This window comes from Methylobacterium sp. Leaf125 (assembly GCF_001423085.1).
Lineage (GTDB): Bacteria > Pseudomonadota > Alphaproteobacteria > Rhizobiales > Beijerinckiaceae > Methylobacterium.
The window spans coordinates 461,902-475,657 of record NZ_LMNU01000012.1 but is presented as its reverse complement, the minus strand read 5'-3'; the positions used below and the strand labels follow the sequence as shown (position 1 = coordinate 475,657).

The 13,756-nt window shown below is 72.4% G+C and carries 16 protein-coding genes; 6 read left to right on the top strand and 10 right to left on the bottom strand.

All coding sequences use genetic code 11. The annotated features are described in order from the left end of the window. Positions 1-32: 32 nt before the first annotated feature. Positions 33-407 carry a DUF6481 family protein gene (locus tag ASF58_RS13340; RefSeq protein WP_055952794.1) on the bottom strand — a complete coding sequence of 125 codons (375 nt, stop codon included), beginning with the start codon at positions 405-407 and terminating at the stop codon, positions 33-35. Between the two features lie 252 nt (positions 408-659). After that, positions 660-869: a cold-shock protein gene (locus tag ASF58_RS13335; RefSeq protein ID WP_055952791.1), complete on the bottom strand. Its 210-nt coding sequence runs from the start codon at positions 867-869 to the stop codon at positions 660-662. Between the two features lie 559 nt (positions 870-1,428). Between ASF58_RS13335 and ASF58_RS13330 the strand changes: the two genes are divergently transcribed. Together ASF58_RS13330 and ASF58_RS13325 are read left to right on the top strand one after the other, a co-directional pair. After that, the gene (locus ASF58_RS13330) at positions 1,429-3,396 is read left to right on the top strand and encodes an autotransporter assembly complex family protein (protein WP_055952788.1); all 1,968 of its coding nucleotides are present in this window, start codon (positions 1,429-1,431) and stop codon (positions 3,394-3,396) included. Beyond that, positions 3,396-7,790 (top strand): translocation/assembly module TamB domain-containing protein, encoded by a 4,395-nt coding sequence (locus ASF58_RS13325; protein WP_055952784.1) that lies wholly within the window; start codon positions 3,396-3,398, stop codon positions 7,788-7,790. The genes ASF58_RS13330 and ASF58_RS13325 overlap by 1 nt, the downstream gene beginning before the upstream one ends. Before the next feature lie 3 nt (positions 7,791-7,793). Here ASF58_RS13325 and ASF58_RS13320 read toward each other — a convergent pair whose 3' ends face one another. Next, the gene (locus ASF58_RS13320) at positions 7,794-7,982 is read right to left on the bottom strand and encodes a hypothetical protein (protein WP_055952781.1); all 189 of its coding nucleotides are present in this window, start codon (positions 7,980-7,982) and stop codon (positions 7,794-7,796) included. 118 nt (positions 7,983-8,100) lie between these two features. Between ASF58_RS13320 and ASF58_RS13315 the strand changes: the two genes are divergently transcribed. The 4 genes from ASF58_RS13315 (at position 8,101) to ASF58_RS13300 (ending at position 9,859) form a co-directional block, all read left to right on the top strand. Next, a complete protein-coding gene (locus ASF58_RS13315) occupies positions 8,101-8,604 on the top strand; it encodes a peptide deformylase (RefSeq protein WP_055952778.1) in 504 nt (167 codons plus the stop codon). Between the two features lie 145 nt (positions 8,605-8,749). Next, complete coding sequence (locus ASF58_RS13310; protein ID WP_055952775.1) at positions 8,750-9,247, top strand: hypothetical protein; 498 nt, start codon at positions 8,750-8,752, stop codon at positions 9,245-9,247. Then, a complete protein-coding gene (locus ASF58_RS13305) occupies positions 9,244-9,549 on the top strand; it encodes a hypothetical protein (protein ID WP_055952772.1) in 306 nt (101 codons plus the stop codon). The genes ASF58_RS13310 and ASF58_RS13305 overlap by 4 nt, the downstream gene beginning before the upstream one ends. Before the next feature lie 61 nt (positions 9,550-9,610). After that, positions 9,611-9,859, top strand: coding sequence for a hypothetical protein (locus ASF58_RS13300; protein WP_244477312.1), 249 nt, complete (start codon positions 9,611-9,613; stop codon positions 9,857-9,859). A 9-nt stretch (positions 9,860-9,868) separates the two neighbouring features. On the opposite strand, the gene ASF58_RS13295 is transcribed toward ASF58_RS13300, so the two are convergent. The 7 genes from ASF58_RS13295 to ASF58_RS13265 form a co-directional block, all read right to left on the bottom strand. Next, on the bottom strand, positions 9,869-10,078 hold the full coding sequence (locus ASF58_RS13295) for a hypothetical protein (protein ID WP_055953771.1): 210 nt from the start codon (positions 10,076-10,078) through the stop codon (positions 9,869-9,871). A 299-nt stretch (positions 10,079-10,377) separates the two neighbouring features. Next, the gene (locus ASF58_RS13290) at positions 10,378-11,052 is read right to left on the bottom strand and encodes an HAD family hydrolase (RefSeq protein WP_055952769.1); all 675 of its coding nucleotides are present in this window, start codon (positions 11,050-11,052) and stop codon (positions 10,378-10,380) included. A 105-nt stretch (positions 11,053-11,157) separates the two neighbouring features. Beyond that, positions 11,158-11,445: a hypothetical protein gene (locus ASF58_RS13285; RefSeq protein WP_055952766.1), complete on the bottom strand. Its 288-nt coding sequence runs from the start codon at positions 11,443-11,445 to the stop codon at positions 11,158-11,160. 206 nt (positions 11,446-11,651) lie between these two features. Beyond that, on the bottom strand, positions 11,652-12,152 hold the full coding sequence (locus ASF58_RS13280; protein WP_055952763.1) for a DUF2934 domain-containing protein: 501 nt from the start codon (positions 12,150-12,152) through the stop codon (positions 11,652-11,654). A 155-nt stretch (positions 12,153-12,307) separates the two neighbouring features. Further along, complete coding sequence (locus ASF58_RS13275) at positions 12,308-12,568, bottom strand: hypothetical protein (RefSeq protein WP_055953768.1); 261 nt, start codon at positions 12,566-12,568, stop codon at positions 12,308-12,310. Between the two features lie 101 nt (positions 12,569-12,669). After that, positions 12,670-13,071: a hypothetical protein gene (locus ASF58_RS13270; protein WP_055952760.1), complete on the bottom strand. Its 402-nt coding sequence runs from the start codon at positions 13,069-13,071 to the stop codon at positions 12,670-12,672. Then, positions 13,068-13,487 carry a hypothetical protein gene (locus ASF58_RS13265; protein WP_156375662.1) on the bottom strand — a complete coding sequence of 140 codons (420 nt, stop codon included), beginning with the start codon at positions 13,485-13,487 and terminating at the stop codon, positions 13,068-13,070. Before ASF58_RS13265 ends, ASF58_RS13270 begins: the two co-directional genes overlap by 4 nt. Positions 13,488-13,756: the final 269 nt, after the last annotated feature.

Below are 13,756 nucleotides of genomic sequence, written 5' to 3'. Positions count from 1 at the left end.
CCGGGCTCTGCCGAAGCGGCCCGTCCAGACAGTCAGCGACGTGCCTTGGCCTTGCGGGCCGCGTAGCGGGCATCGCGGGCCGCCTTCTTGGCGGCGAGCTCGGCCGCCTTCGCCTCGGACGCAGCCAGGGCCTCGGCCTCTTCGCGTGCGATCTGCGCGGCGAGCTCGGCTTCCTCGCGGGCACGCTTGGCTTCCGCTGCGGCCTTCTCGGCGGCGATCCGGGCAGCCTCGCGCTCGCGGGCGCGCTCGTCTCGGGCGCGGGCAACCTCGGCGCGAGCCTGCGCCTTGGCGATCATCTCCGGGTCGTCGGCCGGAGGACGGGCCTTGAATTTTTCCAGCAGCATCTGCTTGGCGCTGAGGGAGTTCTTACGGCGGTCGTCGAAATTCCGATAGTCGAAGGCGCCCATCTGACCTTTCTCATGTGGTGAGTCGCCCGCATCCGGCGTGGAGCACGCGCGGCATGGGGCCGTGAAAAAAACGGTTTTCAGCTAGTCTTGCACTGCAACAGCCCCATGCCCGACTGCCTGCCGGGAATCAACAGAAGCCGCTCGTCGGAAAGCGGCTTCTGACAGGTTGTTGAAACGAGGCCTCAGCATTCGGGCCTCGTCGGGCCGGTCAGGGGGCGCCCGAACGGGGCGACCCGGACCGGCGGACCGCGATCAAGCGGCCTGAAGGTTGCCGGCCGACTGCTTGCCGGTGCGGCGGTCGTTCTCGATCTCGTAGGAGACCTTCTGACCTTCGATCAGGTTGCGCATCCCGGCGCGCTCCACGGCGGAGATGTGAACGAACACGTCCTTGCCGCCGTCATCCGGCTGGATGAAGCCGTAACCCTTCGTCTCATTGAACCATTTCACGGTGCCCGTGCTCATGGTGCTGTTCTCCTGAAGCGTTGTTTTGCCTGCCATCGGCTGCCCGGTACCCGCGTAAGTGCGCGCGGGCACCCGAGGCGCAGGGTCGTCGGATGGGATGTGAGATCGAAGCGGCACCCGCGGACAGGGCTGGCGAGCAGTCCTGAGAAAATGGGCGGGTGCGCTACCCGGAATGAGCCGGCCATGGAGCGATGGTTACAAAGTTAGGAAGCCTGCGACGCAAGGACAAGGCGCCAGCCAAAGCCGGGTTCCCTGCCCGATTGCGGAAAGCCCTGGCGGGGCCGCCCCTGCGGCGAACCGCGCAACCGCCACTGTGCCTGGGGGCGGCGGGGCCCGCCACGGTTGCTGCACTGCCCCCGGACCGGTACTCTGGCGATCAAGGGATGGGGCCCCGAAAGGCCCCGGGACGAGACGGCGTGCGGGACCAGCGGCAGGGCCGCGGGCCGGAAGGGGATGGAATGGCAGGGCCTGCGACGCAGCGACGAGAGCCGGGAGCGCCTGCGCCCCGGGCTCGCCGGAACGGCCATTCGTGACGCGAATTCGGGGGCGGATTCGTCGTATGTCGGTCTGGCGGCTCGCCTGTGCCGCCTGGCCGCTGGTCCTCGGTACCACCGGGGCCGGGCTCGCCGTAGGGCCGGCCCGGGCCTTCGACCTGTTCGGCCTGTTCGGCTCCGAGGAGGAGCCGCCGGCCCCGAGCGCCGGCGCCCTGCCCTACACGGTGAAGTTCTCCGGCATCGATGACGACGACGTCCTGCGCGCGCTGCAGGACACCTCGTCCCTGTATCGCCTGCGCCAGGAGGCACCGCCGGACGGCGAGGGCCTGGTGCGCCGGGCGGAGGCCGACCAGCGCCGTCTCGCCGACGTGCTCTCGGGCTACGGCTACTACCAGGGCTCCGTCGCGATCCGCATCGACGGCGTCGCCCTGGCCGGCGAGTCCACCGTGGTGTCGGCGGCCCGTGCCGCCGAGGCGTCGCGCTCCCGTGCCCTGGTGCCGGTCAAGGTCGTGGTCGATCCCGGTCCGCTCTACACCCTGCGCTCGATCCGCGCCCGTGACACCCGGGGCAATCCGTTTCCCGAGGAAGTCCTGCCGGAGCGCTTCAGCCGCGTCGGGGACGACGTGCCGGCTCGCTCGGCGACGGTGCTGGCCCGCGAGGCCAAGATCGTCGATCGCTTCCGCGCCCTGGGCCATCCCTTCGCCAAGGCGATCGCCCGCGATCCCGTGGTGGACGATGCCGCCCACGTCATGGACGTGACCTACACGATCGATCCGGGCCCGATCGCCGGGCTCGGCGAGGTCGCGGTGCGGGGCACCAAGGACCTCGATCCGGCGGTGGTCCGCTCGTTCATCTACGCCGAGCCGGGCGACCCCTATTCGCCGAAGGCCGTGTCGGACATCCGGCGCTCGGTGGCCAAGGTCGAGGGGCTGGGCTCGATCCGGGTGCGCGAGGGCGAGACCCTCGATCCGTCCGGCAACCTGCCGATCTTCGTCGACGTCACCGAGCGCGAGAAGAACCTGATCGGCATCGCGGCCCGCTACTCCACCGTCGACGGACCGGGCATCCGGGCCTACTACGCCAACCGCAACCTGTTCGGCGGCGGCGAGACCTTCCGGGTCGACGCCGACATCTACTATCTGGGCAACGATCTCTACGCCAAGCAGCGCAAGGCCGCCGGCATCGACTCGAACGGCCTGGGCGGCCGGCTCTCCGCCACCTTCGTCAAGCCGGCCCTCTGGGGCACCCGCAACGACTTCATCGCCAACGTCTTCGCGGGCCGCGAGGCGCAGCAATCCTACGTCAGCGACGCGGCCGGCGGCACCGTCGCCCTGCGCCACCGCTTCTCCGACACCTTCTTCGCCCAGGTCGGCCTCGACGGGCAGGCGGGGCGCTCGCAGGACGCGCTCGGGAAGGTCGATTACCGCCTCGTCGGCGTGCCGCTCTCGGTGAGCTACGATTCCACCGACAACCTGCTGGACCCGACCGAGGGCGTGCGCCTCACCGCCTCGGCTACGCCCTATGCGGGCTTCCTCGGCTCCGACCCGTCGATCTTCGTCGCCAAGGCGCAGGGCTCGACCTATTACGCCTTCGACGACGAGGCCCGCTACATCCTGGCCGGCCGCATCGGCTTCGGCTCGATCTCGGGGGCGAACCTCGAGGACATCCCGGCCAACATCCGGTTCTTCGCCGGTGGCGGCGGCTCGGTGCGCGGCTTCCCCTACCGGACGCTGGGACCGCGCGGGCCCTTCAACCTGCCCATCGGCGGGCGCAGCCTGCTCGAGGCCTCGGTGGAGGCGCGCATCAAGGTCACCGACACGATCGGTGTGGTGCCCTTCATCGACGCCGGCACCGCCTTCGCCGGCAGCCTGCCCGATTTTGACGAGCGCATCCGCTACGCGGTCGGCCTCGGCCTGCGCTACTACACCGGCATCGGCCCGATCCGGGTCGACGTCGCCTTCCCGATGGACCGCATCAAGGGCAACCACGAGCGCCCGGTGGCCCTGTATATCAGCCTGGGGCAGTCCTTCTGATGGCCTTCTGGACCGCACGGACCGCTCGGAGAGCGACCCTCCCGCCCGCGCCGCAGCCACGCTCCCCCGCGAAGGGGAGAACAACCGTCCGCCTCGCGGCCGCGGCCCTGTGCGTCGCGGTGTTCGCCACCAGCCCGGCCACCCGCACCCGGGCCGACGAGGGCGAGAAGACCGTCCTGGGCGGGCTGCTGTCGAAGGCCCTGTCGACGCCGGGATCGCGGGTCGCCATCGGGGCCGTCGACGGCGCTCTGTCCTCCGACGCCACCATCCGCGACGTGGCGATCAGCGACGCCAACGGCGTCTGGCTGAAGCTCGACCGGGCCCGGCTGGTCTGGCGCCGTCTCGCCCTGCTCTCCGGCCGCCTGGAGGTGGAAACCCTGGAGATCGGGCGCCTCGAGGTCCTGCGCCGTCCCCTGCCCGCCCCGGTCTCGGCAACGCCGGAGCCCGACGGATCGCTGCTGCCCGACCTGCCGGTGAAGGTGGAGGTCAAGGCCTTCACGCTGGCCGAACTCGTCCTCGGCGAGGCCCTGGCCGGACAGCCGGCCCGCCTGACCGCGCAGGGCCGGGCCAAGCTCGGCGCCCCGTCCGAGGGCCTCGACCTCGATGTCGCGGTGCGCCGCCTCGATGCCGAGGGGCGCTTCGGCGCGCGGCTGCTGTTCGTGCCGAAGGGCGAGACCCTCGAGCTCAAGACCACCCTGGTGGAGCCGGCCGGCGGCCTCCTCTCCAAGGCCGCCAACCTGCCCGGCACCCCGCCGATCAACCTCGACCTCGACGGGCGGGGCACCCTGGATGCCTGGAACGCGCGCCTCGACTTCGATGCCGGGCCGGACCTCGGCGCCCGCGGCACCGCACGCATCTCCCGCATCGGCGCCGAGCGGCGTCTCGCCCTCGACCTGGCCTCGCGGATCGAGGGCCTGCTGCCCGGCCCGGCCGCGGCGATCTTCTCGGGCACCACCAAGCTCGACGGCGGCCTGCGCTTCGCCGATAGCGGCGCCTTCGGCATCGACCGCCTGGAACTGACCTCGCGCACCGCCCGGCTCGAGGCCCGCGGGACCCTCACCGCCGACCGGGTGGCCGACTTCCTCGTCTCCGCCCGCGCCGTGCCCACCGAGGGCGGCGTCACCAAGGCGGCGGAGGCCGAGCTCGACACCCTGGTCTTCGACGGCAGCCTGAAGGGCGCCATCGCGCGGCCCACCGTGAACGGCACGCTGAAGGCCGCGGGCCTGCGCGCCGGCGGCTCGGCCCTGGAGCGGGTCGACGCCACCCTGTCGATGCTGCCGGCCGGACCCGACCCGTCCGCGGCCCGCTTCGCTCTCGCGGCCGACGCCCGGGTCGACGGCCTGCGCCTCGCCGATCCGGCCCTGCGCCGGGCGATCGGAGCGCGGGCCGCGCTGACCTTCCGCGGCACCCTGCAGCCCGACGGCATCCTCGATGTCGCCCAGCTGACCCTCGACGGGCCGACCGCGAAGGCCGCCTATGCGGGCCGGGTCGGCCAGAACATCCTCACGGGCACCGTCGACGCGGCCCTGTCCGACCTCGCGGCCTTCTCGGAGGTCGCCGGACGGCCCCTCGCCGGGACCCTGACGGCCCGCGCGGCTCTGACCGGCGACCCCGCCCGCAAGGCGGTCAGCGCCGATGTCGACCTGCGCACCAGCGGCCTCGTCCTCTCGCTCCCGGCCCTCGACCGCACGCTCGGCGCCGCGCCGCGCTTCAGCGGCCGGCTCTCGCAGGTCTATGACGGCTACGCCTTCGAGGGCGCCCGCTTCGAGGGGGCCGAGATCGTCGGACGCCTCGACGGCCGGGCCACCGCGCGCCTCGCCGACGCCAAGCTGGTGGTGGACCTGAAGGACCTGTCCACCCTCGACCCGAAGCTCGCCGGGCGCGCCCTTCTCGACGGGCGGCTCAGCGGCACGCTGGAGACCCCCGACCTCACCGCCACCCTGACGGCGGGCGAGGCCCGCGCCCTCGGCCGGCCGCTCCGCGACCTGCGGGTCGAGACCGCCCTGAAGGACCTCACCGGCGCCCTGGACGGCACCCTGCGCCTGTCCGGCGACGTCGCCGGCAAGGCCCTGCGCGGCGACGCGCACCTGGCCCGGCCCACCCCCGACGCCTGGACCCTCGACCGCCTCGCCTTCCGGCTGGGTTCCGTCGCCCTCGACGGCCGCGCCGCCATCGACGCCCGTAGCCTGCTCACCGAGGGGGCGCTCACCCTCGCGGCCGGCAACCTCGACGACCTCGCGCCCCTCGCGCTGACGCCGATGGCGGGCAACCTCGACGCCGGCGTCACCCTGTCCCGGGCGGGGGGGCGCCAGGATGCCGCCGTGAAGGCGACCGGAGCCGCGCTGCGCTTCGGCGCGATCGGCCTGTCGCGCCTGGACGCCGACCTCACCGGGCGCGACCTGCTGGCCCGGCCCGTGGTCGACGGGCGGGTGAACGCCGACCGCATCGTCGCCGCCGGCCAGAGCCTGGACACCGTCCGCCTCGTGGCGGTCGGTGCGCCGAATGCCAGCGACATCACCCTGAGCGCGAAGGCGCGCGGCTTCGATCTCGACGGTGCCGCCCGGCTCGTGCCGGGGGAGCGGACCCGCATCGACCTGTCGCGCTTCTCCGCGGTGCGCGGCGGCGACCGCCTGGCCTTGGCCGGGCCGGCGAGCGTCACCCTCGACGGCGGCTCGGCCGTGATCGACACGCTCGTGGTGGCGGCCGGCAGCGGGCGGCTCAGCCTCTCCGGCCGGGTCGGCCAGAGCCTCGACCTCAAGCTCGGCCTCCGCAGCCTGCCCCTGGCCCTGGCCCGGATCGCTTCGCCCAGCCTCACCCTGTCCGGCACCCTGGACGGCGAGGCCGACCTGCGCGGCTCGGCCAGCCGGCCCGAGGGGCGCTACGCCCTCACGGTCGCCCGCCTCGTCACGCCCGAGACCCGCAAGGCCGGCCTCCCGCCCATCGACGCCCGGGCGAGCGGAACGCTCAGCGACGGACGCGCCGGCATCGACGGACGGGTCTCCGCCGGGCGCGGGGCTGAGATGACGGTGACCGGGTCCCTGCCGGTGGCCCCCGGCGAGGCCCTCGCGGTGAAGCTGCGCGGCACCCTCGACGCGGCGCTCGCCAACAGCCTCCTCAGCGTCGGCGGCCAGCGCGTCGCGGGACGGATCGCCCTCGATGCCGGGGTGACCGGCACCCTGGCGGCGCCCCGGGCCGAGGGCGCCGCCACCCTCACGGGCGGGTCCTTCAATGATCCGCTCCAGGGCATCCGCCTCACCAACATCGAGGGCCGCGTCAGCGGCCGCGGCGACACCCTGGTGGTGGAACGCCTCACGGCCCAGACCCGCAATGGCGGAACCCTGCGCGGCGACGGCCGGGTGGCCCTGGAGCCCGCCGCCGGCTTTCCGGGCTCGCTCCGGGTCTCGGCCGAGCGGGCGGAGCTCGTCTCCAGCCCGCTCATGACCGCGGTGGCGAGCCTCAACCTCGCCCTCACCGGGCCCCTCGCCCGGACCCCGAAGATCGCCGGCCGGATCGACCTCGTCTCGGTCGACGTTTCGGTGCCGGACCGCCTGCCCGCCACGGTGCAGCCCCTGCCGGAGATCCGCCGGGTGAACACGCCGCCGGAGGTGCGCGCGCGCCTCGCCGCGCGGGCCGACCGCCGGGCCAAGGTCGCGGCCCTCGGCAAGCGCGGCAAGGTCGCCCCACCCTTCGACGCCACCCTCGACGTCGCCGTGAACGCCCCGAACCGCATCTTCGTGCGCGGCCGCGGCATCGACGCCGAGCTCGGCGGCGCGCTCCGGATCACCGGCTCGTCGCGGGACCCCGTGGCCACCGGCGATTTCGAGATGCGCCGTGGCCGCCTCAGCGTCGTCGGCCAGCGCCTCGACTTCACCCGCGGGCGCCTCACCTTCGGCGGCGAGATCGCCACGCCCGACCTCGACTTCGTGGCCGAGACCAAGGCGGCCGAGGTGACGGCGCGGATCGCCGTGACGGGCCCGGCCAACCAGCCGAGCTTCCTCCTCACCTCCGACCCGAGCCTGCCCCAGGACGAGGTGCTGTCGCGCCTGCTGTTCAAGAAGGCGTCGGGGGGGCTGTCGCCGTTCCAGGCCCTGCAGCTGGCGCAGGCCGTGGCGCAGTTCTCCGGCGGGGCCGGCGGCGTCGACGTGTTCGAGCAGGCGCGCAAGGGCCTGGGGCTCGACAGCCTCGACGTCTCCACCGGCGCCAGCGGCGGACCGGCGCTCGGGGCCTCCCGCTATCTCAGCGACCGCCTCAGCGTCGGCGTGAAGGCGGGCGCCAAGCCCGCCGACACGGCGGCGACGGTGGATTACGACGTGACCCGGCGGGTCAAGATCCAGGGCGAGGCCGGCAGCGACGGCCGCACCGCGGTGGGCGTCGGGGCCGAGTGGGAATATTGAGCCTCAGCGCGTCAGCCAGAAGGACTGGCCGATGCCGCTGAGCGACGCGTGGAAATGCGTCACCAGGACGATCGCCCAGAGCATGCCGAGGATCGTGGTCAGGGCGACGAGGATGACCTCGCCGGAATCGCGCAGCCTCAGGAAGCGGTGGGCTGCTCGGGGGGATTGGGTCTCGCCGCGTTGTCGTGCCATTCCGTCTCCGGGTCGGGCCTGTAGTCCGGCCTGAACGCCGCAAGGCACGGGCCAGCAACCCGCTTCCCGACCGCCCTCGCGCAACCGTGACGTCCCACCCCGCATTGGAACCGCCCTCGTGTCCGCCTCGTCCCTGCTGATCTATCCCGATCCCCGCCTGCGGCTCGTGGCGGCTCCGGTCACCGCATTCGACGAGGCCCTGCGCGACTCGGCCCGCGTCCTCGAGGCGGTGATGCTGGCGGTCTCCGCCCTCGGGCTCACCCTGCCGCATATCGGCCGAGCGCAGCGCCTGGTGCTGCTGCGGATGGAGCCCGGCGAGCCGGTGACCGCCTACGTGAACCCGGAGATCGTCTGGGCTTCGCCCGAGCGCGGACCGCAGCAGGAGGGCAGCGTCTCCATGCTGGGGGTGATGGACGTGGTCGACCGGGCCGTGCGGGTCCGGGTGCGCTACCGCGACCTCGACGGCGCCGAGCACGCGGAGGAGGCCGAGGGCTTCCGGGCGGCCTGCCTGCAGCACGAGATCGACCAGCTCGACGGGATCTTCTGGATCGAGCGGCTCTCCCGCCTGCGCCGGGACCGGGCGATCAAGCGCTTCGGCAAGCTGCGCCGGCCCGGTGCCTGAGCGGGTGTGGGACCTGCGACGGATTTGCCGCCATGCGGCGGAATGGCCGCGAGCGCGTTATAGCGTGGCGGTCCGACCCGCTTCCGAGAGCCGACTCCCGGAGGGCCGCCCGCCGCTTGCGCTCGTTCCTGCCGAGATCCTCCCGATGCGTTCGATCCGCCCCCTCCTGCTCGTCCTGGCGATCGCCGGCGCGCTGCAGGCGACCGCGCATGCGGCCACCGTTGCGCCGGCCTCCGCCGCGCCGGCGCCCGCGCCGGTTCCGGCGATCGGATGCGCCTCCCTGGCGAACCTGCGGCTGCTCCTGCGTGAGAGCAAGGACGTGGTGGCCACCGTCGTGGTGCGCCTCAACGACGACAAGGCCGACCATCTCGGCTGTCAGATCATCCCGCGCGACGCGGTGGCGGGCATCGCCGAGCACCTCACCCTCAACGGCAGCGCCTATGATTGCCTGACCCTGCGCAGCACGAGCGTTTGCCAATGGGTCGTCGCCGGCACCGTCAAGCCCGCCGGGGCGACGGCGAAGCCGCGGACGGGCGAGAAAACCAAGGCGTCCGACAAGGCCTCGAGCTCCGACAAGACATCGAGCTCCGAGAAATCAGCCCCGTCCGACAGATCCCCCGCACCGGAGAAGAGCCGCCGATGACCCGACCGTTGCGCGCCGGCCTCCTGGCCCTCCTGCTCGGGCTCGCCGCCGGCACGCGTGCCCACGCACAGCCGGCCGAATCTACCGACGTCGTCGCCTGCAAGACCCTTGTGGCGCTGCGGGTCCTGATGGCCGCGGGTGATCGGGCTGCCACGGAGGCGGCCCTGCCGCAGCATCCGGAATGCCGCCGGATCGCACGCGCACGCATCGGCGCCGCGGAGCACCGCGCCATGATCGGCGGCGCTCCGTTCGAGTGCCTCAGCGTGGCGAACGAGACGGCGTGTGCCTGGGTGATGCCCTGAGCGGCACGCCGAGCGATTTCACCACCACGACAACGGGGGCAACAGGATGCGGAAGACAGGGATGTGGCGTGGGCCGGCGCTGGGATTGACGCTCTCGGCCATCGCCTCGGCGGCGCTGGCGCAGGGGGAATCCACACCGATCCAGAGTCCGCAGGACGCGGCCTGCCGCACGGAGGCGCGCAACCGGGTGTTCTCGACACCCGATCCGAAGGGGCTCGGCCTCTACGCGATCGGCCGCCAGCTCTACTTCGCGTGCATGAAACGGGCGCAGCCGGGCACGCGCGGGCGGGAGCGGGCGCGCGCCTCGTAGGCGGCGCGATCAGACGCTGAGGGGGGCGCCGATCCGGGCACGGAGGACGTGCCGAAGGTTCTCGTTGTCGTTGGTGTCCGCGTCGAGGGCGGCCATCAGGCGGAGCAGTCGGCTGATCGGCGTGGTGCGGTCCTGGACCGCCGCGTCGATGAGCGCCCGAAGGGGAGCCGGCTCGCTGGCCGGGATCGTTTTCAGGTTCGTCTGGGCCGGCTGGGGCATGGTCCGCGGATCCGTGGCGTGATCAGGCGCGATCACGGGCGGCTCGCTACGCCATCGACGCACCCGGCGCCAGGGTTTTTTGCCATCTATCCATAGCCGGCACGCAATCCTGACCTGCAGGACGGAACAAACCGGGATTACGCGGGAAATGTGTGGATCGATGCAGATCCCACGCGTTACGTGGCGGGGTTGCCACCGGGCCTGTCCGAATCAACAGGTCCGGGGCCGGGATCGGGGGCGAACCGCAGCGGGCCTCGATCCCCGGCTCGATTCGGAGCGCCCCGATCGCCCCCTTCCCGTCACCGGGCCAGCGGCGAGGCAGCGTAGCCGTCGAGGAGATCCTGCGGGTCCTTGTAGAGGGCGATGCAGCCGGCTCCCTTCAGATCCGCCTCCGGGAAACCGCCGCAGAGCACCCCGATGGTCGGCAGGCCGGCCTTCTGCGCGGCGTCCGCGTCGTAAGGCGTGTCGCCGATCACCACGGCCTCGGCCGCCGTGATGGGGGCGAGCTTCTCGAGGGCGGCCTGGAAGATGTCGGGGAAGGGTTTCGAGCGCTCGACGTCGTCGGAGCTCACGACCACGTCGGTGAGGTCCTCGACCTTCATCAAGCTCTGGTAATGCTCCACCTCCTTGGCCTTGCCGGAGGAGGCCAGGGCGATCGTCAGGCCCTGGTCCTTCAGGTGCTCGAACAGGGCCCGGACGCCGGGAAAGGGCTTCACCTTCGCGAGATAGTCGCGCTTGAACAGATCCGAGCGGTAGGCCTCGATCGTCTCGCCTTCGCGCTCGATCCGCTCCGCGTCCAGGAAGACGGGCAGCAGCTGGTCGCCACCCTTGCCGATCTGGCTGCGGGCCTGGTCGTGGCTGACGGTCACGCCGAAATGCGCGAAGGCGTCGACCCAGGCCTGGGCATGGAGGTCGACGCTGTCGAGCAGGGTCCCGTCGATATCGAAGATCACCGCCCGTACGGTCTTGGTCATCGCGTCATCCCGCCTGCACAGCGCGCCGGCGAACAGGCCGGCGCTCCGTGGGCGAACGGATGGCTCCCCGGGCTGTTCCGCGGGACGGCGCGATTCGGCGCCGGATCAGCGCGGGAAGATCTGCAGGCCGTCGTCGGGCAGGAGGTTGCGGGCCGGGCCGCCGGTCTGCTGGCCGCGGCCCTGCTGGTAATAGGGCAGCTCGGGACGGCGGTCGTTGTCGCCGCCGGAATCATACTCGTAGGGCCGGCTCCAGGGGGCGCGTCCGCCGACGCCGCCGGTGCTGTCGACGTCGATCACGGCCGGGCCCCCGCGCAGGATGACGGGACCCGCCAGGGCGGCGAGCGGCAGGCCGGCCACGCCGAGGGCCAGAAGGGTCGCGATCGTCGTCTTCATGGAAGCCTCGCCTGGGGATGCGCGCAGTTCCGGGGCCGCGGCCACGGGACCGGATCTGGCCAGACAACGGTCAAGGTTGTGCTTCGTTCCGGCTTCGCCCTGGCGGGGGTCGCCGCGGCAACCAGCAGAAAGCCCGCCCCACCGGTCCGGTGAAGCGGGCTCTGAGTCGTCCGGTGGCGGGGTCGGAAAGCTCCGGCCCGCGTGCCTCAGTGAACGGTGGCGACGCTCTCGACGGCGCGGCCGCGAGCCGGTGCCCGCGGAGCCTTCGCGACGGCGGACTTGGCCACGGTGGCCTTCTCGGCGGCAGGCACCTTGGCAGCCGTGGTCTTGGCAGCGGCAGTCTTGGTCGCGGCGGTCTTGGCAGTTGCGGTCTTGGACGTGGTCGTCTTGGCAGCGGCAGCCTTCACGGTGGCCGGCTTGGCGGCCTTCGTGTCGGCAGCGGCCTTCGCCTTGGTCTCGACCTTGGCGCCCGCGCTGCGGCTGCGGCTCGGCTTGGCCTTCAGGGTCTCGGCGAGCACGGCGGCCGGGCTGGCCGAGAGGGTCACGTCCGCGGTGGCGGCCTGGATCACCTCGACGCCCATCCGCGACGGGGTCAGGAGCTCGATCTCGGCGCGCAGCCAGTGCGCCTCCGCCTGGCCGAACACGCGGCCCTCGTCTTCCCAGATGTAATAGGCGCGCTCGCGCACCTGCTGCTCGAAGGGGTTCATGGTCTCTCCTCGTCCGATCGGTCCGACGTCCCGGGCGAGGATGAAACCGGATGGTTAAGCGGGCGTTAATCGCCCCGGCTCGGCGCCGCTGCGTGATCCCGGGGCCTCAGCCCTTGGCGATCCTGGGGCCTCAGCTCATTGGTGATCCTGGGGGCTCAGCCCTTGGACAGCCGCCGGGCATTGGCCCGGACCTTCCGCCGGTAGCCGGCCACGACCCCGGCCGTGGAGCCGCCGGTGGCGATCAGCAGGGCGGCCTCGTTGGCGGCCATGATCTTCTCGGTGACCATGCGTTGGGCCTCGGCCTGCGCCGCGGCGCCGCCCAGGGACAGCTTGGCGAGACGCAGACCGATGACCTGCTGCGACTCCATGGCGAGCAGGGTCGCGTCCATGCCGAGCTTCCACCAGGAACCGAACATCTGCATCCACTCTCGAAACCGGTCGCGCCGAGCCACCGGAGCGGCTCGGCCTCAAGGAAAGGGTCCTACCCCCCGGATGGGGGATGCGGGCACCCTCAGGCTCAGTCGAAGAGGCGGTTCTTCGCGCCGGAGCCGCCGAGGCTGATCTTCTTGGTGCCCGATCCGCCGAGGCTGATCTTCTTCGGTGGGGCCGCGGCCGGGCTCGGCGTCGCCGGGCGGGCCGGCTTCAGGCGCGACTGGCCGTAGACCACGGACCCGATCTCGTCGGCGACGCGCACGAGATCCTCGCGCTCGCAGGCCCGGGCGACCCGCAGGCCGAGCTGGTGCATGTGGCTCTTGCCGTAGAGGTAGACCGCGAGGCGCGCGCGCGTCGTCGTGGACATCGCCTCCAGGATTTCCGGCAGGTCGTCCTCGTCCGCCCGATAGACTTGGCCGAGGAGTTCGAGGGACACCGGGCAATCCGGATCGGGGACGGCGCCGCTGGTCGGGTGAGCCTGCGTCATGGGGCATCTGCCTGTGCTAGGGGCGGAGGGGGAACGGCCGGTGAATCGGCCGCGAGGGGCGTGAGGCCGCCCGCGTCGGGGCGGACGGGCGGTGCCGCGATCGGCACCGTGGACGGTGGCACGGCCGCGAGGCAGCCGCTGCAGACGGAGGCGATGGCGATGCGGGACCGTGCCTCGGCCCGCTGCCAGACCGCTTCGCTGCGGGCCCGCGCCGCCTGGGCCGCGGTGTCGTCGAACGCGTCGGCCCCGCCGGAGCCGAGGCGTGCCTCGCCGCCGGGGCGGATACGGATGAACAGCGGTTCCTGAGTCCGAAATTCCTGAGACCGAACCGGCCCCGCCGTCGAAACCCCGATAGCAGGCGCGAGGGCTGTCAGGCTACCCGCGATCGCCAAGGTTGCGGGAAGGGATCGGTGCATCGGCTCCTCGGTGGGACATTCCAGGGTGGGACATGCCAGGGTGGGACATGCCAGCGCTGTAATCCGCCATGCCGGCTGCCATCGTTCGACCGAACACGGTTAACGTTGTCTGAAGCGAACCGGATGCCGCAGCGGCAGCGCGTCCGCTCGACCGTCGGCGCCCGGGCGGCCTAACAGGACGCCATGGAACCGAACGTCTACCTCCTGATGGCCGCTGCCCTCCTGTATTCCGGCTACATGGTCATCGCCATGCGCTCATAGGCGCGCGT